This is a genomic window from Paenibacillus sp. JCM 9796 (assembly GCF_055379675.1).
Map to the genome: position 1 here is coordinate 781,622 of NZ_AP043723.1, position 22,615 is coordinate 804,236.

Genomic DNA, 22,615 nt, shown 5'->3' on the forward strand with positions numbered 1-22,615 from the left:
TTTGACCGGAATGGAAGCTGCGCCTTATGTCAAGACGCCCCGGAAACGCAAATCGTCCATTTGTGCATCGCTCAATTGCAGTAGCTGCCTGAACACATATTCGTTATCGGCGCCCAAACCGGGGGCTGGCCGTATATGTCCGCGCTGCATGCGCGAATCGATCCAGGGGAGCCCCCTGACCCATGTGCCGGTCTGGTCGCCTTGCGGAGTGAAATACCCCCGATCCAGGAGATGCGGATCCGCGACTAAGTCGTGAAAAGAGCTGCTCGCTGCAGCGGCAATTCCAATTTCCCTGAGACGCTCCGCCAGTTGATGACAATCCCAGGACCGGGTCCACCCCGCTATTGTGCGATCGATGAGCTCCGAATTTGCCAAACGTTCCGCGCCTGTGCGGTAAGACCGTGCCCACTCCGGGTTCCCCATCAAATCGGCCAATCGCTCCCACTCGTCATCATCATAGATAGCCAAAGCGATCCACCGGTCCTCGCCCGAGCAAGCGTAACAACCGTGCGGGGCGGCATGGGGCGAACCGTTGCCGACCACCGGGGGCGATTCGCCGGTCAAAGACACCTCAATCAGCGGCTCGACCAGCAGCGTCATAATCGATTCCAGCAGGGACAAGTCAATCAACGCTCCATGCCCGGACTGGTCGCGCCGCCTTAACGCAGCCAATATGGCGAGCACGCCCATAACGCCTGCAACATGATCCGTCAACGGCGGACGGACGCCCATCCCTTCGACGCTCAAGTCCGTTTCCTTGACCAATGACGTCCACCCGCTGTACGCTTGCAGCAGCGATCCGTACCCGAGAAGATCCCGCGCCTGGCCTTCCCGCCCTAAACCGGACATCGACAGCATGATGAGCCGCGGATTGATCGGACGGAGCCGTGCGTAATCAATACCCAGCTTCTCGGTAACCCCTGTCGAGAAATTCTCAACCACCACATCGCTCTTCCGAATCAGCTCTCTAACTAATTCCTGGCCCTCCGGCTCCTTAAGATTGAGGGTACAGCTAAGCTTGGAACCATTCAATGCAGGAAACCATCCGCTTCGCTTCCGATATTCCGGCCGGGTAGCTGACTCCACTTTAATGACCTCCGCCCCCATCAGGCCTAAATATTGCGTAGCAATCGGCCCTCCTACGACCCAAGTAAAATCGACCACACGGATACCTTTAAGCAGCATCGGGTTGCTTACCTCCCCTTCGATTGGAGCAATCTTGCCTTATGAAAGGAGTCGCCAATCAACGAGACCTACGTACTTTTCAACAAAAAAGGCAGCCCCGGCAAGACGACGGCAGGTCCGCTTGTTTCCGGATTCAAGGTGTGCCAAAACTTCCGAAAGTCAAGCTGCTCAATAGCAAAAGCTTCTTTAATCGTATTGACAGGGAAGCACGCCACCTTATTTTTCTGCAGCTCCTCGTGAACTTGCCGCTTCGTCATGTGACGGGTCTGTTCGCTCAAATAGGCCTGTAATTGAGACCAATGCTGCATCCTTGACGACGGGCTTGCAAATTCGGGCCTCGCAGCCCAACCGGGGCGACCCAGCCATTCCACAACCCGATCCCATTGGTGCTGTTCGCGGGGGGAACACATGACAAATCCGTCGGCGCATGGCATAATGCCTACCAAGCCTCCGGCAACCGGCGTACCTTCCGCCGCGTTCTCCACCTGCCTCGCAGCGGGCAGATGGCCCTCATTGTAGGCGGCTAATTCCTCGAATAATAAGGAAGCAACGGCCTCTTGCTCCGACAGGTCCATGAATGTCGATGGCTGGCCTCGCCCGGTTCCAAGCAGAGCGCCGATGGCCGCTACCGCGCCGATGAGCCCGGCGAATAATAGCGATTGTCCGGCCGGACCGCGTTTAGGCGGATTGTCCTCGGGAGAGCTGCTGGGAAAGGCCAGGTGATAAGCATATCCTCCAGCGTGACTGGCTATAAGATCTCCGCCGGGAGCATGGGCGTTCGGCCCTGTCAGCCCGAACGGCGTAATGGCGAGGACACTCGTGCCTCCGGCCAGCAATGCTGACGGCAGGTGTGCCATATCGGCAGCTTCATAACCTAGAATGCACAGCTCGGCTTCTTCACTCCACCGTTTGATTTCTTCTTCGTCCGCCAGCCGCCCGCTTCCGGTGCGGACTGCCTTGTTTTGGTTCAGGTAGCGGTCGAACACTTCCCGTGTGCGCCCAGGTTGACTTTGGTTGTCGCGTTGCTCTGCGCGAGCCGTCCCGATGCTTGAGAGCATCGACACTTCCGCACCCAATTCGGCCAAAATTTTACCGCAATATCGCGCCGAATCGCTCTTTCCTACCTCCAGAATCCGTACGCCCTCTAATAACGGATACATATCCGACTAACCTCCCCTGCACCGCCGGTTCCATGCTGCGTACTCGGCGTTAACGAAAAATTTGAATGCGCCGGCTGATCATCAGCAGCGCGCTGTCTTTCTCGGTTGTATAGGACGTTTCGGTTATTACAAACACAAGCGGACCGGACGATCCTTCCTTCTGGTAAATATCCCGGTACCGGCTTGTCGCCACAATCCGATCACCCGGGCGCGCAAAGGCATAAAACTCGACCTCGTTGCCCCCATTGATCAATCGCGTTAAAGGAATCGGGACGGGAGGCAGCCCCAGCCCTTCCCCGTGCGATTGACCAGCACCGTCATAGTCGGGGTCCGCATCGCTGAACACCAAGGGATCGGGCGTGCCGGGAAGTCGCCGGATCGCGTGCATAGGATAAAGCGGCGGGGCAACGACGCCGCCAAACTTCGTGGTGCTGGCATAGTCCTGATCCCAGTAGACGGGATCGTCGTCCATAATCCCCTGAGCCATTCGGCGAATTGCGCCTGTTTCCACAGGGTCCCAAGCGACAACCGGTTGCGATTCGCGTCCGATAAAGGAGCGAACCTCTGAAGTTATATAATTCATGCAACAGATCCTCCTTACGGTAATGATGCGGCTGTTGTCGTCCATGCTTCACGGCTATTCCAGCGTTCCGTCCTGCGCAGCTTGCCGGGGCGGCACGAACGGGTACGGAATCTTCCGGCCTTCCCGCATGGGCAAAACAATAACGGCCTCGCCCGTTGTAGAACGCACCCCTCTTTGATTCTCGATCCCGATGGTGCAATGAATACAGCCGAGCCCGTCTTGAACTTCTTTCCGGTCAATGCGGCCGCCCGCCGTCAATACGTCCCCGGCTACATCCCAACCGCGATATTCGTACTTGACCTTCCATATCCAGCCCAGCGGTCCAGCCCACTCCTTCAACATCTGAACGAGCATATGCTGCTTCCATGAGCCGCTGACCACGATGTCAGGCAGCCCGTCGTGCCCGGTAGCGAATGGATGATCGTAATGGATACGATGCCAGTTTTCCTGAAATGCGGACCAACGCATCATCAGCATCGTATTCATCGGGCCTCGCTGCAGCGGGGTTAATATTTGCCCTTCGTCGACATCCTCATAGTATTTTTCACTCACAGCTTTCACCTCTCCTTGTACGATTGAACCTACCGCGCTTAACCCGCCTCACCAGGCGGCAAGGGATGAAGATCAAGCGTTCTGCCCGCCTTCATGACCTGACCCGGCAGTTCGTGACCCAAGGCCCGCTCCATATCCCGGGATGCTTCCAGCAGCCTATCCAAGTCTATGCAGGTCTCCACTCCCATCTCCATGAACATGTGCACGGCGTCTTCGGTGCAAATGTTTCCAGTGGCCCCCGGAGCAAAGGGGCAGCCTCCGATCCCGCCGAGCGAGCCTTCAAAGTGGCGGACGCCTTCCAGGTAGGCCGCATACACATTAGCCAAGCCCATCCCCCTTGTGTTATGGAAGTGCATATGCAATTCCAGGTCCGGCCAACGATCCTGAATCGCGCGAATGACCTGACGTACATGGGCCGGGTTAGCCATCCCGGTCGTATCGGCCAAGACGACCCCATCCACCTCAAGCGCCACGTAATGTTCTACGACTTCCAGTACCCGTTCCAGCGGAATCCGCCCTTCAAAGGCGCAGCCGAACGTCGTGCTCATCGCCCCTTGCAGGGTGACGCCGGCCGAATGGACGAGGTGCGCCACCTGCTCGAATTCATTCAACGTTTCGAAGGTGCGGCGGCGGATATTGGCTCGATTGTGACTGTCACTCACCGAAACGACGGTTGTAATCATGTCCGGCTTGCACGCCAAAGCCCGCTCTGCGCCGCGTAAATTGGGCACAAGCACGGTATAGCGCGTTCCCGGATACCGGGTGATGCGCTTCATGACCTCCTCGGCGTCAGCCATCTGCGGCACGGCCTTGGGATGGACAAAGGAAGTAGCTTCAATGCACGGCACGCCGGCCGCGCCCAGCGCGTTAATCGTCTCAACTTTCGTTTCCGTCGATACCCGCTGGGGCTCGATTTGAAATCCGTCACGCGCCGCCACATCGGTAAACCATACCCGATTCGAATTGCTCAAGATTCGTCACTTCCCCGGTCATTTTTATTTGGTTGTTTTTGCCCACGCGATGCTTACTGTGCCGTTTCGAGGTAGTTGGTCAGTTTTTTGGAAAACTCCTGGACAATCTGGTCTGCCTTTCGCTTGATCAGCGGCTGTGCAAGCTCGCCCAGTTTGCCGGCTATCACAATATCGGCGTCGATCTGAAGGATCGAGCCGTTGCCGGCCTCATCCGGAACCAGCCTCATCGTGAATTGACCGTACACATTACCCGAGCGGGAATCGCTCATGGTAACGCCCGCTTGCATGGCCCGCTCCTCTTGATGAATCTCCAGCTCTGCGCTGCCGTTAAACCGCAGCGAAACCGGTCCGAGCTTCGTCACAATTTTCACGTCATAATGGCCTTCCGAAGTTTCATCGGCCTCCTCAACGCCCGGGATACAGTGAACCATCGCAAGCGTATCCTGCATCTTCTCCCACGTCTGCGCAGCTTCGCTCGCTACAGCGATTTTATACAAAAACTTCACGCGATCGTCTCCTCACTTGTCGGATCTCCAGCCAACGAAGCAAGCACGCGCTTCGTCCAGACAGCCGCCATGTCGCGCTTGTAAATTTCGCTTCCTCGCGCATCGTCCCATGGCTCAGCTTGCTCATGAACAACCTCAGCGACTTCGTTTAACAGGGACTTCGTTAAGGATTTGCCTACCAGGAGCCTTTCCGCATCGGGAAATCTGCACGCAACCGGTCCCGCACCGCCTACAGCAACGGATGCTTCACGGACCGTGCGGCCGTCCGCTTCATAGGCGATGCTCGCTGCGACCCCGACCGTACAGTAATCGTCCTGGCTGCGGGGCCGAAACTTTACATAACGGGAAGCCCGGGCCAATGCCTTGGCCGGAATCGCGACCTCGACCAGAATTTCGTCGGGACGAATGACCGTTTCCATCGTATCTGCAAAAAACTCGTTCAGCGCGACGATGCGTTGACCCGTCTTCGATTGGAGCTTCACGGCCGCATCCAAGGCCAGCAGCATAGGCGGCAAGTCTTGCGCCGGGTCCGCGTGGATGAGGTGGCCGCCGAGCGTGGCGGCATTCCGGACGCGGACGTTCGCAATGACTTTGGCCGTTTCGGACAAGCTTGGAAGCAACCCGGCAAGCAAGGGAGAGAGCTCCATGTCACGCAGCCGTACCATGGCCCCCAACCGGAGGCTCCCGTCTTCCTCCTGTGTAATTCCGTACAATTCCTGCACGCGTTCTAAACCGATCACGACGGAGGGCGCAAGCAGCTTTTGTTTCATAAGAATCGTCGACGCCACCCCGCCGCCCCACAAGAGGACGTCGTCGTCCGGATTCAACAACGATAAGGCTTCGTCAAGACTGCTCGGAACAGTAAGCTTAAAGGACGGCACGTTCAGCCCCCCATTTCTGCGCAGCAAGTTGAATCGCCCGTATGATCGACAAGTAGCCCGTGCACCGGCATAGGTTCCCGGCCATGTACCGGCGGATCTCCTCTTCGGTCGGATCGGGATGCTCGCGAAGCAGGCTGACGGCCGACATAACTTGCCCGGGTGTGCAGATGCCGCACTGGAGTCCTTCGCATTCGACGAATGTTTCCTGCACAATGGCCCACAGCCTCGGATCCGGCGCAGCTTCCGGAAGCGTATCCTGATCCGTGAGCATACGAAGCCCTTCCGCGGTAAACACATTCGCTTCATGGGCAAATACGGCCGGCATCAGGCAGGAGCTGATGGCTTTCCCGTTGACAAGCACCGTGCATAGTCCGCAAATTCCGATGGAGCATGCTTCCTTCGTACCGGTCAGCTGAAGCTGATTGCGCAGAAAGTCGATTAATAGCTCGCCCTCATCCACCTCGGCCGAAATACGGCGGCCGTTTACCTGCAGCTGAATCGATTGCGTCATTGTGCCTCCTCCTTCCCGCGAAGCGCGAAGTACACGCTCTCGGCGGTGATCGGCAATTGCTTCATCCGCACGCCCGCCGCATCCGCGATCGCGTTGGCAATGGCGGCCGGGACCGCTACATTGGACAATTCGCCTGCCGCCTTAATATTTTCCGCCCCAATGCCCCGTCCGCCTTCAACCAAAGACATGTGAACGGCTGGAATATCCTCTTGAGACGGCAGCTTATATTCGCCCAGACTGGCGTGGGTAACGCGGCCTTCCTCAATGACCAAGTCCTCGAGAACAGCCTCGCCGTAGCCAAAAACAACGCCGCCCTCCAACTGGATGTAATGTGACGCCTCATTGATAATGCCCGCCACGTCGTACGCTGCGATGAGATCCTCCACGACAATTTGACCGGTTCCAAGGTCAACGCGAACTCTTGCCAGGGTTACGTTGTAGGAACAGACATGTTCGATTTCACTGGCATCATGACCGACACGAAGCCAGTCGCCCTCCCTCTCCCGTGCGAACCGGGCCAAGGCGGCCCGAAGATCGGGCAGCTCATACGTGCCCGGCAAGCCGAACCGGCTTTGGAGCTCCTGCACAAGCAGCTTGGCTGCCTTGTGAAACGCCTCGCTGGCCGTGACGGTCACACGGCTTCCCCCACAACCCGTATCGTAGTTCAGTTCATGGGTCTCAGCTTGGCGAACGGTAATCAGCTCGCCCGGAAGTGATAACAGCCGGCTTAAAATATTGCGGCCGAGCGTCATTTGTCCGCCCCCTTGGTCAGGGAACGGAACATGCACAACTAATTGTCCGGAACTCGTGGGCTCCAGTCCGATTTCAGTTATACCGCCGTGTGTCGGCCTTTGATAGAAGGCATACCCGGTGCCCCGCACCCACTCTCCCTCCTTCGGAAGCGGGCGAACAGGCACGCTGTCCGCAAGCTCCTTCACGGCTGCAAGCGTCTCCCGGGAACGGACCTCCAGAAAGTGTTCGCCGGTGGGAGAAGGGTCTCCATCCTGAAGCATATTCCGCTCCCGCAGCTCCAGCGGATCGATCTGAAGCTGGCGTGCAGCCATATCGATCACACTTTCCACAGGGAAGTGCATCTGAACCGAGCCCGGCGCACGGGCATGGCCACGGGGGACGGTGTTCGTATAGGCGATCGTACTTTGAATACGGGCGACCGAAATACGGTAAGCGGAACCCGCGTCCGGAATCCCGATAAGGTTCACGTTAACCCCTGCCTTGTACCCCGCATAAGCGCCGCCGTTCAACACCGCGTCGACATCGAGCGCAGTAAATTTGCCATGCTCATCGAGACCTAGACGAACCTTAACGGAAGCCGAATGCCGGGGATTCGTTCCCATCAGGTCTTCGGCATAGGTCATTCGAAGCTTCACCGGGCGCCCTGTAGCTTTCGCAAGGGCGATCGTTAACGGAATTTCCATAGGAGAGCCTTTACCTCCAAAGTCGCCGCCGACAAAAACAGGATGAATGTGAACGTGCGACGCGTCAATCGCCAGCCAATCGGCCATTTGCTGGCGAAGCCGGTACGGTGACTTGTTCGGCGCCCAAATTTCAACCTCATCTCCAAGGACTCGGGCGATACAGGAGTGCGGTTCCAGGTACCCTTGGTGACGAGCCGCCGTTGTGAACGTTTCAGTGAAGACATACTTCGAACGGGCCAACGCCTCGGATACGTCTCCACCGTTCGACAAGCATATGCGGGATTGCAAATTCGCAGCATCGGTGTCCTTCGTGACGGCTCCCTTGTAATTCCATGGAGAGTCGTGCAGGATAGGCGCCCCCTCCTGCAGCGCCTCTCTGGCATCGTAAACGGCCGGAAGCGGTTCGTACTCCATCTCGATGAGCGCCAAGGCTTCTTCCGCAATGTCTTTTGTTGTGGCGGCGACGGCAGCGACGCGATCGCCCGCGAACAAAACCTTGTCGCTCGCAAGAACCGGGATATCCCTTACGATCCGGCCAAATGTGCCGCTTCGAATGTCTTTTGCCGTAATAACGGCAACAACACCGGGCAATCGGGCGGCTTCCTCGGTGTTAATCGATACGATACGCGCATGCGCATAGGGACTTCGCAAGACGGCCCCATAGAGCATATCCGGCAAGGTGATGTCATCCGTATACCGCGCTTCGCCACGAACCTTCTGAAAGCCGTCGACCCGATTCGATTTTTGTGTAATTGGCGGCGTTTGCGAACTCATCGCTTACCCCCTCCTCTAAGTGAGATGGACAACGTGTAACTGCGAGCGTGAGGAGCGCCCGAGCCCGAACACAGGAGCGTCAGGCGACTCCCGGGTTAATCGAGCTTGATGCCGCGCGTCTCTTTGAACACCCAAGCCCATGCGGCGAGTGCCAAAAACTCAAGCGCGCCTACCAGAACAACGGATTGATATCCCCATGCAGCCGACATGCTCGCCGCAATGAGCGGAGGGAAGAACGCCAGACCACGGCCGATCTGCAAAGCGGCCGAAACACCGGTGGAGCGCAAATCAGAAGAGAACATCTCACTAAACAGGACGCCAAACACGGTTGCGGCATTACAACCAAAGTAGAGGATGAAGAAAGGAAGGAGAATCCAGGAAGAGGTAAGGAGGTATTGCCAAGTCAAGAAAAGAATAATGCCTCCGACCGCAGCGGTGGCCGCGAGATAGCATAACGTAACACGTCTGCCCCAGCGGTCATTCGTGTAGGAAGCGACTACATTGCCCACAAGGCCGGCCAAAGCGGAGAATAAGACCCACCAGGAGGCGTGCGTGATGGACAGACCCTGTTTCGTCAGATAGGTCGGCAGAAATGTGGTGATCCCGTAGTAGGCGAAGAACTGAAGACAAGCAGCGATCAGGCACTTGAAAAACGGAACCATGAAGCTCGCTTTAAAAATTTGACTCCAGTCAACGCCGGTCTTTTCGACCTTTTTCTGCCACACTTCCGACTCCGGTGTCGTTTTGCGGATATAGATCGCAATCAGGATCGGAAGCGTTGAAAGCACCAAGGTCCAGCGCCAGCCGATCGCAGGCGCAACATAACCCCCGACAACGGCGGCGAGAGCGATGCCGAAGTAGATACCGCCATACAGCAGCCCTCCCCACCAGCCGCGTTTCTCCTTCGGCACGACTTCCGACACCAGCGTTTGGCCGACGCCATACTCGCCGCCGATGCCAAGTCCGGCAATGATGGTCCAGATGATGAGCCACTCATAGTTGAAGGTAAAAGCCCGGGCCAACGTACCTACGCAATAGACGACGATGGTCCAGAACAAAATATTTTTTCGTCCGTATTTATCCGCCAACATGCCAAATCCGATGCCGCCCACGGCCATCGCCAACAACTGAATCGAAAACACAAGCGCTGTTTGCCCCCCAGACAGGCCAAATGCCGCAGCGATAGGAACGATGAGAAAAGTCATTAGCGCGACTTCATAATAATCAAAAATCCAGCCCACCAGTGCACCTATGAATGCCGATTTGTAACCACGGCGCGCAGGGAGCGTCCCCGTACCCGTCTGAGGTTGTAAATTTGACATATCGAGCCACCTTCCCTTATGAACTCCTGGATAACTTGAGGATAAGCAGTTTCAGAAAACAAGTTGCATTTCGATTTGGCAGTTGGTGTAACGATTGTAAGCGTTTACAATAATAAATCACATTGTTTATTCGCCAATAAGATTTCCGTTCTGAAGACTGAACGCCCCCTTTAAAGTTCTTATTTGCTCTCCTGCTGATCCATGAAAGCCATGAATTACGCTCGGGGTCATCGTGTTAAGCACATAGTAAATTACACCTGTTCGAAAGTCAATATTTAATTTTCCAAAACCGAATTTCGGACTTTTTTTGAAAAAATGGACATACTGCCGCAAGCTCAGCATAAAATAAATGAATGTCCACCCTATCTTTAAGGAGTTAAAACCGTTCGTTCTTCGGGCAGGAATATTGGCGAAATGACAAGGCGGGCTGCGCTGGGCGCAGGAGATGAAGGCAGGGAGGATGGAAGAGATTCACGGTCCGGGCCTCTCCCTTCCCTTAGGTAGGGTGTTTGGCGGGAGAGGCTGCACCAAAGCCGGTAAAGCAGCGTTACTAGCCGAAACCGCAGGCTCCCTTTACCCCATTTGCTTTAGGGTGTCCGGGTTCCAGCCCACACGCTTCGATATTTCCGCTGCTGTATGCATCACGCGTTGAATGACATCGCTTACCAGGTATTCCCTAAACCGGTAGTCTGGTCCGGTAATGCTAAGGCCTGCTATAACCTCGCCCTTGTGGTTAAAAATCGGCGCAGCGATGGCAGCCGCACCATTCTCCAATTCTGAAAAGCTGATCGAATAACCGTCCTGCCTGCACTTAACGAGGACCTCGCGCAATTGTGACTTATCCGTAATGGTGCCGGAAGCAATCTGGACCGGTTGAATCGATTCCAGGTACGCGTTCACGCGGTCTTCGTCCATATTGGCAAGAATGATTCGCGGGCAGGCTCCGGCATAGAATGGCGCCCTGCGGCCGATACGCGTAAAGACACGAACCATTTGGCTGGCTCTTGCATCTACTTTTTCGACATAAATGGCTTCTTCTTCCTCAGGCACCGAAAGGTTAACGGCTTCGTCCATTTCGTCGCGAAGCTGGTTCATCAGCGGCAGAGCAACCTTCCTTAAATCCAGACGCTCGGCAACGAGATGACCGTAATGAAGAAGAGAGAGCCCGAGAACATATCTTCGGTCGCTTCGTTTAGACAAAAACCCCATATCCTCCAGAGAGCTCACCATACGCATCACCGATGTTTTAGGTAAATTCGTTATGGTTACCATTTCATTGATAGACAAGGCTTCTGAATGCTCGAATAATTGCAGAATATTCATGGATTTAATAACAACTTTGTTTTTGGTCATAGGTGCACCTCCCCGGAAAAGTCCGAATTTTGAACCTTAGAAATTAAATATTGACTTTCACACATGGATATTTTACTATGTGCTTGACAAGATGGCAACTAACCTTCAAAAATCTGCGCTGATTTTATAAGGGGGTGTTACGTCCATATCGCTCGGTTTCTCGGATGGTTTAACTTGTACCGCATCTATTCATGAAAGCGGTTTTATAACCTTGGGGAGGTTTCGGCATGAGCAAATGGGAGATCGTACCTGTAGACGTGGGGACGCTGACCGTCGATAAATCGGAGTTCACTTATATGCGTAATTGCGGTGTTCAAATGTACGTTCCGAATATCGTCTGGTTCGTAACGGATGGCGAACGCCAATTGATTGTGGATACGGGGGCTCCTGACCCGGAGTTTTCGACGAAGTATCATTTTCCATTCACGCGGTCGTCCGAGCAAGAGCCCGAGGTTGCCTTGAGGAGTAAGGGGTGTGATCCGAGTAAGGTTGAGGCGGTGATTACGACACATTTGCATTGGGACCATGTGTACAACAATCATCTTTTCGAGAACGCCCAATTTTACGTTCAAGGCAGAGAATTGCGTTATGCCATCGACCCGCTTCCGATTCATATGAAAGCCTACGAATCGATGGCGATCGGCATGTCGCCAAGCTTCATCACCGACACCAAATACAATATCCTTCACGGCGACAAACAGCTTACGGAAGGTATATTCTTGTTTACGACGCCGGGTCATACTCCGGGAAGCATGAGCGTTGCCGTTGAAACCGCGAAAGGCACCTACGTGATCGCCAGTGACACCGTCCCCTTGTTTGAAAACTGGAACTGGCCTACTGCACATATGCCCCACCTCCCCAACGGGATTCACTGGGATCTCGAAGAATACTTCCAAAGCTTCAAGAGGATTGAGGAGATTGCCGATTTTGTGTTGCCCGGGCATGACCCTCTCGTATTCAATTACAGCAAATACCCGCCGGAGGACAATGCCTCATGATATATGAGCTTCGAATTTACGACATCCACCCCGGAAAAATGCAGGCGATCAACGACAGATTCGCTCATTTCACATTAAGCATTTTTGCCAAACACGGCATGCGCGTCACCGAGTTTTGGCAAGATATCGACGATAACCGCAACCGGCTCTACTACGTGATGGAATTTTCCGATATGGAAGCGCGCAATCAAAGCTTTGAGTCTTTCTATAACGACCCCGAATGGCAAGAAGTGAAGAGCGAAACGGAAAAGGAAGGGCCGATCGTAGCGAGGGTGGAGAGCGTTTTCCTTCGGCAGGTGCCTTATTTTCCGCAGCCTTGAGAGATGTTTCATCCTTTTCCCGTCTCATGCGACAAAAGGCTGCGCTTGCAGCCTTTTCATGCAGCCGTCGATTTATTGTTCTTCGGACCCAGACAGCAAACGGAGCCGCGCAACCCGCGCAGCTCCGTTATGGTTGTTACATATTACATGAGCGCAAAGCCTAACTCCCCGCATTTTTTTTGGTGATCTCTACGATTCCGTTATCGCCATCTACTTTGACCCAATCGCCGGTTTCGATAATATCCAGCGGGTCCTGATCCAGCCCCGTAACCGTGGGCGCATGAGAAACCACCGTACCCAAGGCCGCCTTCGTCGTCATCACGTTAAAAATCATCGCTTTGGGAGCCGCCCCTACCATCCGCGCCATGTGGAAATAGGCGGACCAGCCGGACGATCCTTTCGCGCCGGGAAACACGAGCACTTTATCTTTAAAGCTTTGGCCTCTCAATTCATGCTGCAGTTCAATAATCGTACCGGTCATCGGATTAATGCCGCCCCAGCCGGATATCGTATCCTTGGTGACAAGCGCCTCTCCTTCCGCGCATCCGCCGACCACTTTTCTTCCGTGAAGAACAATTTTCGTCATCGCAATTCTCCTCCCCAATTCCCTGTTATCGCTGCCCGGACGCAATCCTCAAGCGATCCGAACCAGCATTGGATCCCCATAATCGCCGGCAGGTAGTGCGCCTGCTTCGCCGAGTCGGTGGCCACCACCTTCGTACCCGGCGGCAGTACTTGCCCAAGCGCCGGACACGTATCGCTCATCAAAAAACCTCCTGCGTCGGTAATGATCTGGGTATATCCGTTCCGGTCCGCCAATTCCCGAATCGCCCGCGGTGTGAAGATCCAAAGCTGCGTGCCGCTGTGGACCCGCTTTCCTTTCAGCAGCTTGCAAATTTCCCAGATCTGTTCGATGGACGCGTGCGGGCAGCCCAGCATAATGAAATCGACCTTCGTATCTTTGGCCGATATGTTCAACCGGTTATACGCCCGTTGTCTCTCCTCTTGGCCAAACTTGAAGCTGAACTGAGGTTTCTTCCCTCCTAAAGCCTCCTCAACCGATTGCGCTTCCGCCGTTATTTTCGGGATATGGTACAGCTCCACACCGCCCGAGGAAGCGGCGGACGCCCCAAAATGCTTGATCCGATAAGAATTCGGAACATGCCGAACCCCGCTCAGCACAGGCACCCGATCGCCCACGACTTCACCGACGTAGTAACCGAGAAGACCCCAATCGAGCATGCTCTCGACGTCCCATTCGACTTCCACCAGATCAGTCGCCAGCCGATTTTCGTCCACATGGTAGCCCCAGTAAGGGATTCGCCCTGTCAGCATCGCCGCCCCCGTGCTTTCCCGCCCTTCACAATTGGTGCGGGCGCCGAGCACCGAGTTGATGTACACGACGGCAGAAGATTCCATCCAGGCGCAGTGCTCCCCCTTCACCGGTATATTCCCGACCTGGTAGGGCGTACAGGTGCTCATCAGCTGGATGCCGATCGAAGCGTTGTATTCTTCATGCTCTTTAATGGACTTCACACGGTCAGGGGTGCCGCCCATCTGCTCCCAGTGCTGCGCATCAAAACCGGTGATCAGCTGACAGGAGTGGGTTTTGACCATCGGAATCTCAACAGCCTCCTGACTGTCCAGGTTAAACTCGGAAAATAACGCGTCGAATCCGTACTTAGCCGCATAATCCCGCATGTAGCCACTGGAAGCGACTACCGTTGTGCTCACGTTGGAGGTTTCCACTAATTTCTCCGCCCCCAAAGCCTCTCCGTAGCGTATGAGCAAATCCATCGCCTTTTGCACCGCGGGCCCGTCTCTGCCATCCAGCATCCGTTTCTCTTCGTCGGTCAATCTCATCTCACACGCTCCATTGTTTGCCGTCTATACGGAAATTCATAGTCATTTGCTTATCCGTACGATCCAGATTATCTTTCCCATGCGTTAACGGGTAGCCATTGATTGTAGACGATAATAATTTAACCTTAGCCCCGTCGAATGCGGGACTAAGGTTTATTCAGACATACGCCTGTAGTCAAAGAGCCTTTCCTTTCACCGGCCGCTGGCCGTTATAGGCATACTCCAGCAATTGCCGGATCGACTTTTCATCGATTGGACGAGGGTTATAATAAGGATTCTGCGTGGCTAATTTGGCCGCTGCATCGAGATCCTTCTCTTTCATTCCGATTTCTGCAAGCGAGGTTGGAGCATCCATCGACTTCAACAGGTCGTAGATGGAACCGGCGACATCGCTCACATCGGAGCCCAATGCCCGGGCGAGCGCTTTCATCGCTTCCGGCGCATGGCCGGCATTGTACCAAATCGCATACGGCAGAACTACCGTGTGCGTTTCCGCGTGCGGCAGATTGTAGCTGCCGCCCAGCACGTGGCACAGTTTGTGATGTAAAGCCATTCCTACCGATCCCAATACGGTTCCTCCCAACCACGTTCCGTATTGCGCTTCGGAGCGGGCGTCCTCATCGTTCGGATTCAAGCAAATTTGCGGTAAGCTGGCGCGAAGCGCCCGTATGCCGTCTTCGGCCAAGAGGGAAATAATCGGGTTGGCGTTCTCGGCGTACAAGCCCTCTGCGCAATGGGCAATGGCGTTCATTCCGCTGGTTACGGACAAGCGTACAGGCAGCGTGACGGTAAGCTTGGAATCGTAGATCACGCTTTTCGGTTTAACGATCAGATTTTTCCCCGTCTTTTTCACCCCATTCTGCGTTATTCCCCAGATCGGCGTCATTTCCGATCCGGCATAAGTCGTAGGAATGGCTAAAATAGGCAGGGAAGTTTCCAACGCAATGGCTTTGGCAAGACCGATGGAAGAACCGCCGCCGACAGCAACGAGGCTGTCGACATCGAGTGATTGCACACGGCTGAGCGCTTCCGTCACCGTTTCATACGGGATGTGCTGCACGGCTTGGGCATGAATGCCGGCGCATAAGTCGCCGAGCAAGGCGCCGACTTCACGGGCCAATTCCGCTAAGTCAGCCGTAGCAATAACGAGCGCCTTGCGGGCGCAGAGTGCTTGAAGCTCTGCGCTAACCTCGGTTAGCGTACCCGCACCGAACAGGACTCTGCCGGGCAGGCTTTCAAATTGAAAATTTTTCATTTGCCATCCTCCGCGAATACCTGTTACTTGATTTGTGGATTTGTAATCGGCTCCAGAGCAGCCACGATTTCTTCGCGGCGATGCTCGAACCAGGACGGCAGCAGTAACTTATGCCCGAGCTTATCCATAGGCTCGTTAATTTCAAAGCCGATGTCGCTGGTCGCAATCTCGCACAGAATGCCTCCGGGGGAGCGGACGTAAACGGAATGGAAGTAATCGCGGTCCTTCACTTCAGAAGCATCCGTATACCCGATTCCTTCCAGGTGCAGTTTAAGCTTCGTCGCTTCGTCGTCGTTTGCAACCGCAAAAGCCACGTGGTGAACCGTCCCTTCACCGAACGTCCAGCTGCCTTGAGGCACATCCGGCTCGTGAATGAGGAATATCGTCTTTTGCGCGCCGCCGTCGCCGATTTCAAAACGATGGTACGGTCCTTCCTCTCCCGTTTTCCGGAAGCCTAACCCGTCCACGAGAAAACGTTCCTGCTCGGGAACTTCCCGCACCGACATCGTCACACTGTGAAAGCCCCGTACCGCTTCCGCGTCGGAAACTTCATCCGTAACCCAACCGGCGCGTTTGTCGCTGTCGTCGGCGACAAATTCGAATTCCAGACCGCACGGGTGGAAGAAGCCGATCCGCTTCTGGCCGAACCGCGATTCAATGGAGCCGTGCCCGACACCGTGCTTGTCAAGATGCTTGAGCCAAAATTCCAGTGACGACTCGGGGACGGTATAAGAGGTGATCTTCACCTGACCCGACCCTTTGCGTGCCTTAATGCCTGCCTTCCTGTAAGGAAAGGTCGTCATGACGGTACCGATTTCAGCGTTGCGGTTTGCGTAATAGAGGTGATAGATGCTTTCCGCACCGTCAAACAGAACCGTCTGCTTGACCATCCGCTGGCCTACGATTTGGGTGAAGAAGTCGATATCTTCCTGCGCTCCTCCTACCCCGGAAGTGACATGATGAATACCGCTGATCAATTGAGCCATATTTCTTTTCCTCCTTAATGATAGAATGTTATCGCTTTCATTTAATCGTGTAATGGATAACCGCCTTTTTAGCATAAAACGAGCATCTAACTGGTTTCTTACACGTTTGTGCTAATTTCTTACAATTGCAGGGCCTCCGCCTGTCTAGACGTCCCATGCCAGCGGAAGGGACAGCACGCCGTGTACAATACCCGTACCCGTTCGAACCGCTGCACCGGGTTTAATCCGGAAATCCGGGATGCGCTTCAGCCATTCCTCCAGGAAGATGCGCAGCTCGGACGATGCGAGCGTGGCACCCGGACAACGGTGGATGCCTTGCCCAAAGGTGGAATGCGTCCGGGCATCGCTGCGGCGGAAATTCACTTCAAGCGGATTCTCGAAGCTTTCGGTATCCAGTCCATGCAAGCAGGCGGATAGAAAAATTTGTTCCCCTTCCTTCATCGCGACGCCCTTGTATACCATATCCTTAACGACGACCCTGGCGATATTCGGTACGCTAAAGCGTCTCAGCAGCTCTTCCACCGCATTGGGAATAAGCTCCGGATCGTCGATCAGCTGTCTCCGGTGTTCCGGATTCTCGGCCAGAAAGCGCGCAATCCAGCCCATCGTGGAGGCAACCGTATCCAAACCGCCGCCGAGCAAGCCGCGGATCAGGCCATAGGCCTCTTGATCGTTGAGTTTGCGTCCGCCGATATCGGCGTTAACGGCGCGGCTGATCAGATCCTCCCCCGGATTGGCGCGTCGTTCCACGATCAAATTGTGGATGTACAGGGCTCTTTGACGTTCGGTTTCCTCTTTGATTTCAGCGTTTCCCGGACGAACGAAAGCCGCAGTCCACTCGAGCAGCATCTCGCGATGTTCAAGCGGCAGACCGCACATCTTCAGGAAGACGATAATCGGAACCTGCAGGGCGAAATCAGCCATGAATTCGCACTCGCCCTTTGGCCGGAAGCCCTCGACCAAGGAGATCGCCAGCTCGCGGGCTTCACTCGACCAAGTCGAAATCGCTTTAGGCAGAAAAGCAGGTGCGAGAAGTCTGCGGTAAGCCATATGATCGGGCGGATCTATCTCGAGCGGAATGGCGGGCGGACGTGCAGACTTCGGGATAAATGCCGACTGCGAGGAGAAATGATCATGATCGGACAGGATATGGCGGATGTCCTCGCCGCGGGTCGCAACCCAATGGCCCTTATTGTGCGGCGTCCAAAAAATATCAGGCCCGTTATGCAGACGTTTCAAGGCCAGGAAGGGATCTTCGTCGGAGCCGGCCGGATGCAAAAAATCGAAATCGACCACTAAATCAGGTGAAACATGAGAAGGTACGGCATCGTTTACACTCATCCTATTTCACTCCTGTACGGTTATTGATCTCGCGCGACCCTTATCGGATCGTTGTAACAAAAAATCCGCTCATGGAGCGGATTTTAAGAGAAGAAGCCGGCTACTTCTTGATCCACGCCTCTTCCGGGGTCCAATCGTTCCCGTTTGTCGTCAAGTTGCCTAAATCCTGAATCTTTTGCTGCGTGGCAACTCCCGTTGTCAGACCGATCAAGGGGACGGCAAGGGCATATTCTTCAAAGAGCACTTTTTGCAGCTCCACAAGCGGTTTTTTCGAGGATTCGAAATCGGGCGCATTCCTGGAATCAGCCAGCAGCTGCTCGACCTTATCCGGATGCAAAATATTTTTACCGTACAGGGTTGCGTTTTTGCTTATTACCCGGTTCAACGTAGTTAATGTACTCGGCGCCATGGCTCTGAAAAACATAATCATCCCGTCCCACTTATCGTTAGTGAGAGCGGTCCACTTCGCCGAATCGACAGTGACCACTTGAGCGTCGATGCCTACCTTGGCCAAATAAGACTGAACGGCCGTCATGAGGTTCTCCCTGGCCGGATCTGTCGTGATCTTTGTTTTGAAGCCGTTCGGAAACCCGGCCTCCGCCAGCAGCTGCTTCGCTTTGTCCGGATCGTAGGGAAATCCTTTCACATCGGGATTGTGCGCCCACAGACCCGGTTTATACCACTGATTCGTGGAAAAACCAAGCCCTCTGCGGACCGACTTCACAATGGCTTCATTGTCGATGGCATGAATAACCGCCTGTCTAACCTTCACATTGGCGAATGGCGAGTTCGGGTTGATGGTATCGAACATAAGCCCGATGCCTACGGTTCCGAATACTTTATCGTCCGTCCAGGTCGTATATTTGCCCGACTTCTGAAGCTCTAGAAACATATCGGGATCCATCTGTGTCAACACGTCGGCGCCCCCGGTTTTAAACACATTGGCTGCCGTATTGATTTCTCTAATAAAGGTATATTCGATGGCATCCAAATACGGCTTGCCTTTTTGCCAATAGGTTTCGTTTTTCTTGAACTTGGCCGACACATCCTTCTCCCAGCTGACAAACTTGAACGGACCCGTACCGACCGGATTCAGAATAGCCCAATCCTTTCCGTTCTTGGCGACAGCAGCAGGCGATATCATCTTCACGTAGTAGGCGACGGCTTCCAGCAGCCCGCTGTCCCATGCCGCAAGATTCAACCGTACGGTGCTCGCATCGATCACATCGACCGACTGTATGCCGTTCACCTCGGGACGCTTGGCCGTTAAGTACTGTTCAATGTTCCATTTCACAGCCTCTGCGTTCAAGTCGGTATCATCATGAAATTTGATCCCCGGCTTGATTTTAATGGTAATCGTCTTATTTTGAGGATCGGATTGCCAGCTTTCCGCAAGGAACGGGAGGACGTTCCCTTCCTTATCGTAACGCCCGAGCGATTCAAGCACAGGCTGGTTATAGTAGAACGTGACGTTCGAACGCAGCTCGGCCGGATAACCCAGGTTCGTCAGCGTATCGGACATAATGATCTTCATCGTACCGCCATACTTCGACGATGCCGTTTTCGAATCATTTTGCGGTTCTTGCTTCGCCGGTTCTTGCTTGGCCGGTTCTGGGGTGCAGCCGGAGATGACCACAGAAATCAAAAGACATAGGGCAAGGGAAAGAGAGATGAAATTGGACATTCCTGATTTCTTCCTCATTAGACGCACCTTTTTCCATTTATGATTTTTGTGATTCGTGAATGCTTACTTACTTGGCGGTCCAGCCCCCATCGACCGAGATGATGGCGCCGGTAATGTAACCCGCTTTCTCCGAAGCCAGGAACAGAGCCGTATTCGCGATTTCTTCCGGCTTTCCAAGTCTCCCCAGAGGGGTGATCTTGGGCAAATATTCTTTGGCTTCAGGCTTCATATCCAGTACAGTCGTCATCATCGGCGTATCGATAGAACCGGGACAAATACAGTTGACGCGGATATTGTGCACGCCGTACGTGACAGCCCATACACGAGTCAACGAGATAATCGCGCCTTTTGACGCCGTATAGGCATCCGCTCCCGGTTGGCCTACCAGCCCGGCTGCCGACGAGTTGTTGATAACGCTTCCGGATTTTTGTTCAATCATGACCGGCAGCACATGCTTCGTAAAATAAAAGACACTGTTCAGATTAATATCGAGAATTGCCTTCCAATCGTTCGTGTCGGCCTCTACGACTGACGCCATTTTATACTTGGCGCCAAATCCGATTCCGGCATTGTTGAAGAGCACGTCGATTCGCCCGTATTTATTTTTGACTTCATTTACTAAAGAGATCACGGCCTCTTCGTCGGATACATCCAGTTTATAGAAATGAGCTTTGAAGCCGGCATCGTTAATTTCCTGCTGTACCGCTTTCCCCCCTTCTTCGTTTAAATCTGCGAAAATCACCGTGGCCCCTTCTTCCGCAAACAATTTGGCCGATGCTTTGCCTTGTCCGCTGGCGCCGCCCGTAATAATGGCTACCTTGTCTTTTAATACCATCATCAATCACGCTCCTAATGGCTTTATTTAGCCGGTTGATGCTTCCTGGCAAACCGCTACGCTCTGAAACAAGCCACGCCGTGTCCTCCGCCGACGTTCAGCAGCGGCGGCGCGGATTCGCTGCACTCTTTCGTTGCATGCGGACAACGGTTAGAGAAGCTGCACCCCGGCGGTTTGTTCATCAGACTCGGCACATCGCCCTTGATCACGATTCGCTCCCGCGTCTCCTCCACAAAGGGATCGGGAATCGGGACCGCCGCAAGCAAAGCCTGCGTGTACGGGTGCTTAGGGTTTTCATACAGCGACTTCCAATCCGCAATTTCCACAATACGCCCCAAATACATCACGGCTACGCGGTCGCTGATGTGCCGTACGACGGATAAATCATGGGCAATGAATAAATAGGTCAGCCCCAGCTTCACCTGTAAATCCTCAAGCAGATTGATGATCTGCGCTTGAATCGATACGTCGAGCGCCGAGATGGCTTCGTCGCATACGATAAAGGAAGGATTGCTCGCTAACGCCCGGGCGATGCCCAGACGCTGCCGCTGTCCGCCGCTGAATTCGTGCGGAACGCGGTTTTTCAAATCCGGATCGAGGCCTACTAACCGGAACAGCTCATCGACCCTGTTGTTATACTCGCTCCGGCTGCTTACCAATTTGTTGATTTTCAGCGGTTCCCCGACAATATGACCCGCCGTTTGCCGGGGGTCGAGAGAGCCGTAAGGATCTTGAAAGATGAGCGACATATGTTTGCGGAGCGGACGCAGCTGACTTTTGGACATGGCAGCGATGTCCTGCCCTTCAAACAAAATTTGGCCCCCGGTAGGATCGTACATGCGCAGGATGCTGCGGGCCACGGTCGTTTTGCCGCATCCGCTCTCCCCTACAAGCCCCAGCGTCTCCCCCTTTTTCAGGTCAAAGCTGATGTCGTCCACCGCTTTAATATCGGCGACTTTCCGCTTCAGCAGCCCCTTCGTGACAGGAAAGTACGTTTTCAGGTTTTTCACTTCCAACAAGATTTCCGTTTTCGGTTTGGATGGGCCCGCATGAACTTCCGCCTTTTCCTGCACCTCCTGGAGCATGACTCCCCCGTCGGCTGCTGCTGCCGCTTCCGTTTCACCTATGTTCACATAGCATGCGGCATGATGTCCGTCCTTCACTTCAACCAGTTCAGGCGCAGGCGCCTCCGAGCATAGGGCCGTGCGGTAAGAGCACCGGGGAAGAAACGGACAAGTCGTCGGCTTGTCGGCAAGGTTGGGCGGCAGCCCTTCGATCGGAATCAGCTTGCGGTCCTTCGGATCATCCAATCTCGGAACGGCCTTAAGCAGACCAATGGTATACGGGTGCTGCGGACTGGCGAATATATCCTTGGCCGAGCCGGACTCCACAATCCCTCCGGCATACATGACATAGATGCGATCCGCATAACGGGCCACAATGCCCAAATTGTGCGTTACGAGCACTAAAGCCGTATTCGTGCGCTTGACGATATCCCGCAGCAATTCGAGCAGCTGCGCTTGTGTCGTCACATCCAAGGCTGTCGTAGCTTCATCCGCGATCAAAATTTTCGGATTGCAAGACAGCGCCATGGCAATCATAATCCGCTGTCTCATGCCGCCGCTAAACTGATGCGGGTAGTAATCGACCCGATGCTCGGCATCCGGTATGCCCACCTGCTGGATTAATTCGATGGCCCGGCTGCGCGCTTGGGCTTTATTCAGCTTCATATGCAGCATGACCGATTCGCCGATCTGTTCCCCCACGGTCAACACCGGGTTAAGTGAGGTCATCGGTTCCTGAAAGATAACGCCGATCTGGCCGCCCCGAATATCGCGCAGTTCCTCGCTCTTCGGGTGGTACCGGAGCAGGTCGGCACCTTTAAACAACACTTCTCCGCCGACAATTTTGCCGGGGGGCGAAGGAATGAGCTGCAGCCCGGAATATTGGGTGACGGACTTGCCGGAACCGCTTTCGCCGACGACCGCCACGATCTCTCCCTCGTCAACATAATACGAAACGCCATCCACCGCTTTATACGTAAGGCCGTCTACCCTAAACTCGGTTTTTAGATTTTTCACTTCCAACAGATGATTCAT

21 protein-coding genes are annotated in these 22,615 nt (G+C 54.5%); 2 read left to right on the plus strand and 19 right to left on the minus strand.

The annotated features are described in order from the left end of the window. Positions 1-24 precede the first annotated feature (24 nt). The 11 genes from ACZ439_RS03880 to ACZ439_RS03930 all read right to left on the minus strand — a co-directional run bounded on the left by ACZ439_RS03880 (position 25) and on the right by ACZ439_RS03930 (position 11,234). Positions 25-1,185 carry a CaiB/BaiF CoA transferase family protein gene (locus ACZ439_RS03880; RefSeq protein WP_054798887.1) on the minus strand — a complete coding sequence of 387 codons (1,161 nt, stop codon included), beginning with the start codon at positions 1,183-1,185 and terminating at the stop codon, positions 25-27. Between the two features lie 68 nt (positions 1,186-1,253). Further along, on the minus strand, positions 1,254-2,345 hold the full coding sequence (locus tag ACZ439_RS03885; RefSeq protein WP_464620644.1) for a CoA transferase: 1,092 nt from the start codon (positions 2,343-2,345) through the stop codon (positions 1,254-1,256). A gap of 49 nt (positions 2,346-2,394) precedes the next feature. Further along, on the minus strand, positions 2,395-2,928 hold the full coding sequence (locus ACZ439_RS03890) for an FAS1-like dehydratase domain-containing protein (RefSeq protein WP_054795353.1): 534 nt from the start codon (positions 2,926-2,928) through the stop codon (positions 2,395-2,397). A 54-nt stretch (positions 2,929-2,982) separates the two neighbouring features. Beyond that, positions 2,983-3,480 carry a hotdog family protein gene (locus tag ACZ439_RS03895; protein ID WP_054795352.1) on the minus strand — a complete coding sequence of 166 codons (498 nt, stop codon included), beginning with the start codon at positions 3,478-3,480 and terminating at the stop codon, positions 2,983-2,985. A gap of 38 nt (positions 3,481-3,518) precedes the next feature. Next, positions 3,519-4,451, minus strand: coding sequence for a hydroxymethylglutaryl-CoA lyase (locus ACZ439_RS03900; RefSeq protein WP_464620645.1), 933 nt, complete (start codon positions 4,449-4,451; stop codon positions 3,519-3,521). Positions 4,452-4,504: 53 nt separating this feature from the next. Then, positions 4,505-4,957 (minus strand): CoxG family protein, encoded by a 453-nt coding sequence (locus ACZ439_RS03905; RefSeq protein ID WP_127606591.1) that lies wholly within the window; start codon positions 4,955-4,957, stop codon positions 4,505-4,507. Next, entirely contained in the window at positions 4,954-5,838 is an 885-nt protein-coding gene (locus ACZ439_RS03910) for an FAD binding domain-containing protein (protein ID WP_201318888.1), read from the minus strand. Before ACZ439_RS03910 ends, ACZ439_RS03905 begins: the two co-directional genes overlap by 4 nt. Beyond that, positions 5,825-6,349, minus strand: a complete 525-nt coding sequence (locus ACZ439_RS03915) for a (2Fe-2S)-binding protein (RefSeq protein WP_054795348.1) — start codon at positions 6,347-6,349, stop codon at positions 5,825-5,827. The genes ACZ439_RS03910 and ACZ439_RS03915 overlap by 14 nt, the downstream gene beginning before the upstream one ends. Beyond that, a complete protein-coding gene (locus tag ACZ439_RS03920; protein ID WP_464620646.1) occupies positions 6,346-8,559 on the minus strand; it encodes a xanthine dehydrogenase family protein molybdopterin-binding subunit in 2,214 nt (737 codons plus the stop codon). The genes ACZ439_RS03915 and ACZ439_RS03920 overlap by 4 nt, the downstream gene beginning before the upstream one ends. Positions 8,560-8,654: 95 nt before the next feature. Then, positions 8,655-9,881: an MFS transporter gene (locus tag ACZ439_RS03925; protein WP_127606596.1), complete on the minus strand. Its 1,227-nt coding sequence runs from the start codon at positions 9,879-9,881 to the stop codon at positions 8,655-8,657. A 573-nt stretch (positions 9,882-10,454) separates the two neighbouring features. Next, complete coding sequence (locus ACZ439_RS03930; protein ID WP_127606598.1) at positions 10,455-11,234, minus strand: IclR family transcriptional regulator; 780 nt, start codon at positions 11,232-11,234, stop codon at positions 10,455-10,457. Between the two features lie 227 nt (positions 11,235-11,461). On the opposite strand from ACZ439_RS03930, the gene ACZ439_RS03935 reads away from it, so the two are divergent. Together ACZ439_RS03935 and ACZ439_RS03940 are read left to right on the plus strand one after the other, a co-directional pair. Next, positions 11,462-12,232, plus strand: a complete 771-nt coding sequence (locus ACZ439_RS03935; RefSeq protein WP_054795343.1) for an N-acyl homoserine lactonase family protein — start codon at positions 11,462-11,464, stop codon at positions 12,230-12,232. Continuing rightward, positions 12,229-12,552 carry an NIPSNAP family protein gene (locus tag ACZ439_RS03940; RefSeq protein WP_054798878.1) on the plus strand — a complete coding sequence of 108 codons (324 nt, stop codon included), beginning with the start codon at positions 12,229-12,231 and terminating at the stop codon, positions 12,550-12,552. Before ACZ439_RS03935 ends, ACZ439_RS03940 begins: the two co-directional genes overlap by 4 nt. A 160-nt stretch (positions 12,553-12,712) precedes the next feature. On the opposite strand, the gene ACZ439_RS03945 is transcribed toward ACZ439_RS03940, so the two are convergent. From ACZ439_RS03945 to ACZ439_RS03980, 8 genes are all read right to left on the minus strand, one after another. Then, positions 12,713-13,138 (minus strand): aconitase X swivel domain-containing protein, encoded by a 426-nt coding sequence (locus ACZ439_RS03945; RefSeq protein WP_127606601.1) that lies wholly within the window; start codon positions 13,136-13,138, stop codon positions 12,713-12,715. Beyond that, complete coding sequence (locus ACZ439_RS03950) at positions 13,135-14,415, minus strand: aconitase X (RefSeq protein ID WP_054798876.1); 1,281 nt, start codon at positions 14,413-14,415, stop codon at positions 13,135-13,137. Before ACZ439_RS03950 ends, ACZ439_RS03945 begins: the two co-directional genes overlap by 4 nt. 175 nt (positions 14,416-14,590) lie before the next feature. Then, complete coding sequence (locus ACZ439_RS03955) at positions 14,591-15,670, minus strand: maleylacetate reductase (protein WP_464620647.1); 1,080 nt, start codon at positions 15,668-15,670, stop codon at positions 14,591-14,593. 23 nt (positions 15,671-15,693) lie between these two features. Further along, positions 15,694-16,656, minus strand: a complete 963-nt coding sequence (locus ACZ439_RS03960) for a ring-cleaving dioxygenase (protein ID WP_054795341.1) — start codon at positions 16,654-16,656, stop codon at positions 15,694-15,696. 144 nt (positions 16,657-16,800) lie between these two features. After that, positions 16,801-17,997, minus strand: a complete 1,197-nt coding sequence (locus ACZ439_RS03965; RefSeq protein ID WP_464620648.1) for a cytochrome P450 — start codon at positions 17,995-17,997, stop codon at positions 16,801-16,803. A gap of 100 nt (positions 17,998-18,097) precedes the next feature. Further along, positions 18,098-19,681 carry an ABC transporter substrate-binding protein gene (locus tag ACZ439_RS03970; RefSeq protein ID WP_181410151.1) on the minus strand — a complete coding sequence of 528 codons (1,584 nt, stop codon included), beginning with the start codon at positions 19,679-19,681 and terminating at the stop codon, positions 18,098-18,100. 67 nt (positions 19,682-19,748) lie between these two features. Next, the gene (locus tag ACZ439_RS03975; protein WP_230875977.1) at positions 19,749-20,519 is read right to left on the minus strand and encodes an SDR family NAD(P)-dependent oxidoreductase; all 771 of its coding nucleotides are present in this window, start codon (positions 20,517-20,519) and stop codon (positions 19,749-19,751) included. Between the two features lie 53 nt (positions 20,520-20,572). Next, positions 20,573-22,615: an ABC transporter ATP-binding protein gene (locus ACZ439_RS03980; RefSeq protein ID WP_054795337.1), complete on the minus strand. Its 2,043-nt coding sequence runs from the start codon at positions 22,613-22,615 to the stop codon at positions 20,573-20,575.

What these genes read in the sequence shown, in the direction of transcription:
- ACZ439_RS03885 (WP_464620644.1), bottom strand. Translation starts at nt 2,345, where the DNA reads ATGTATCCGTTATTAGAGGGCGTACGGATTCTGGAGGTAGGAAAGAGC.
- ACZ439_RS03975 (WP_230875977.1), bottom strand. Translation starts at nt 20,519, where the DNA reads ATGATGGTATTAAAAGACAAGGTAGCCATTATTACGGGCGGCGCCAGC.
- ACZ439_RS03965 (WP_464620648.1), bottom strand. Translation starts at nt 17,997, where the DNA reads ATGAGTGTAAACGATGCCGTACCTTCTCATGTTTCACCTGATTTAGTG.
- ACZ439_RS03945 (WP_127606601.1), bottom strand. Translation starts at nt 13,138, where the DNA reads ATGACGAAAATTGTTCTTCACGGAAGAAAAGTGGTCGGCGGATGCGCG.
- ACZ439_RS03940 (WP_054798878.1), top strand. Translation starts at nt 12,229, where the DNA reads ATGATATATGAGCTTCGAATTTACGACATCCACCCCGGAAAAATGCAG.
- ACZ439_RS03920 (WP_464620646.1), bottom strand. Translation starts at nt 8,559, where the DNA reads ATGAGTTCGCAAACGCCGCCAATTACACAAAAATCGAATCGGGTCGAC.
- ACZ439_RS03930 (WP_127606598.1), bottom strand. Translation starts at nt 11,234, where the DNA reads ATGACCAAAAACAAAGTTGTTATTAAATCCATGAATATTCTGCAATTA.
- ACZ439_RS03960 (WP_054795341.1), bottom strand. Translation starts at nt 16,656, where the DNA reads ATGGCTCAATTGATCAGCGGTATTCATCATGTCACTTCCGGGGTAGGA.
- ACZ439_RS03915 (WP_054795348.1), bottom strand. Translation starts at nt 6,349, where the DNA reads ATGACGCAATCGATTCAGCTGCAGGTAAACGGCCGCCGTATTTCGGCC.
- ACZ439_RS03980 (WP_054795337.1), bottom strand. Translation starts at nt 22,615, where the DNA reads ATGAATCATCTGTTGGAAGTGAAAAATCTAAAAACCGAGTTTAGGGTA.
- ACZ439_RS03890 (WP_054795353.1), bottom strand. Translation starts at nt 2,928, where the DNA reads ATGAATTATATAACTTCAGAGGTTCGCTCCTTTATCGGACGCGAATCG.
- ACZ439_RS03935 (WP_054795343.1), top strand. Translation starts at nt 11,462, where the DNA reads ATGAGCAAATGGGAGATCGTACCTGTAGACGTGGGGACGCTGACCGTC.
- ACZ439_RS03880 (WP_054798887.1), bottom strand. Translation starts at nt 1,185, where the DNA reads ATGCTGCTTAAAGGTATCCGTGTGGTCGATTTTACTTGGGTCGTAGGA.
- ACZ439_RS03955 (WP_464620647.1), bottom strand. Translation starts at nt 15,670, where the DNA reads ATGAAAAATTTTCAATTTGAAAGCCTGCCCGGCAGAGTCCTGTTCGGT.
- ACZ439_RS03925 (WP_127606596.1), bottom strand. Translation starts at nt 9,881, where the DNA reads ATGTCAAATTTACAACCTCAGACGGGTACGGGGACGCTCCCTGCGCGC.
- ACZ439_RS03970 (WP_181410151.1), bottom strand. Translation starts at nt 19,681, where the DNA reads ATGTCCAATTTCATCTCTCTTTCCCTTGCCCTATGTCTTTTGATTTCT.
- ACZ439_RS03950 (WP_054798876.1), bottom strand. Translation starts at nt 14,415, where the DNA reads ATGAGATTGACCGACGAAGAGAAACGGATGCTGGATGGCAGAGACGGG.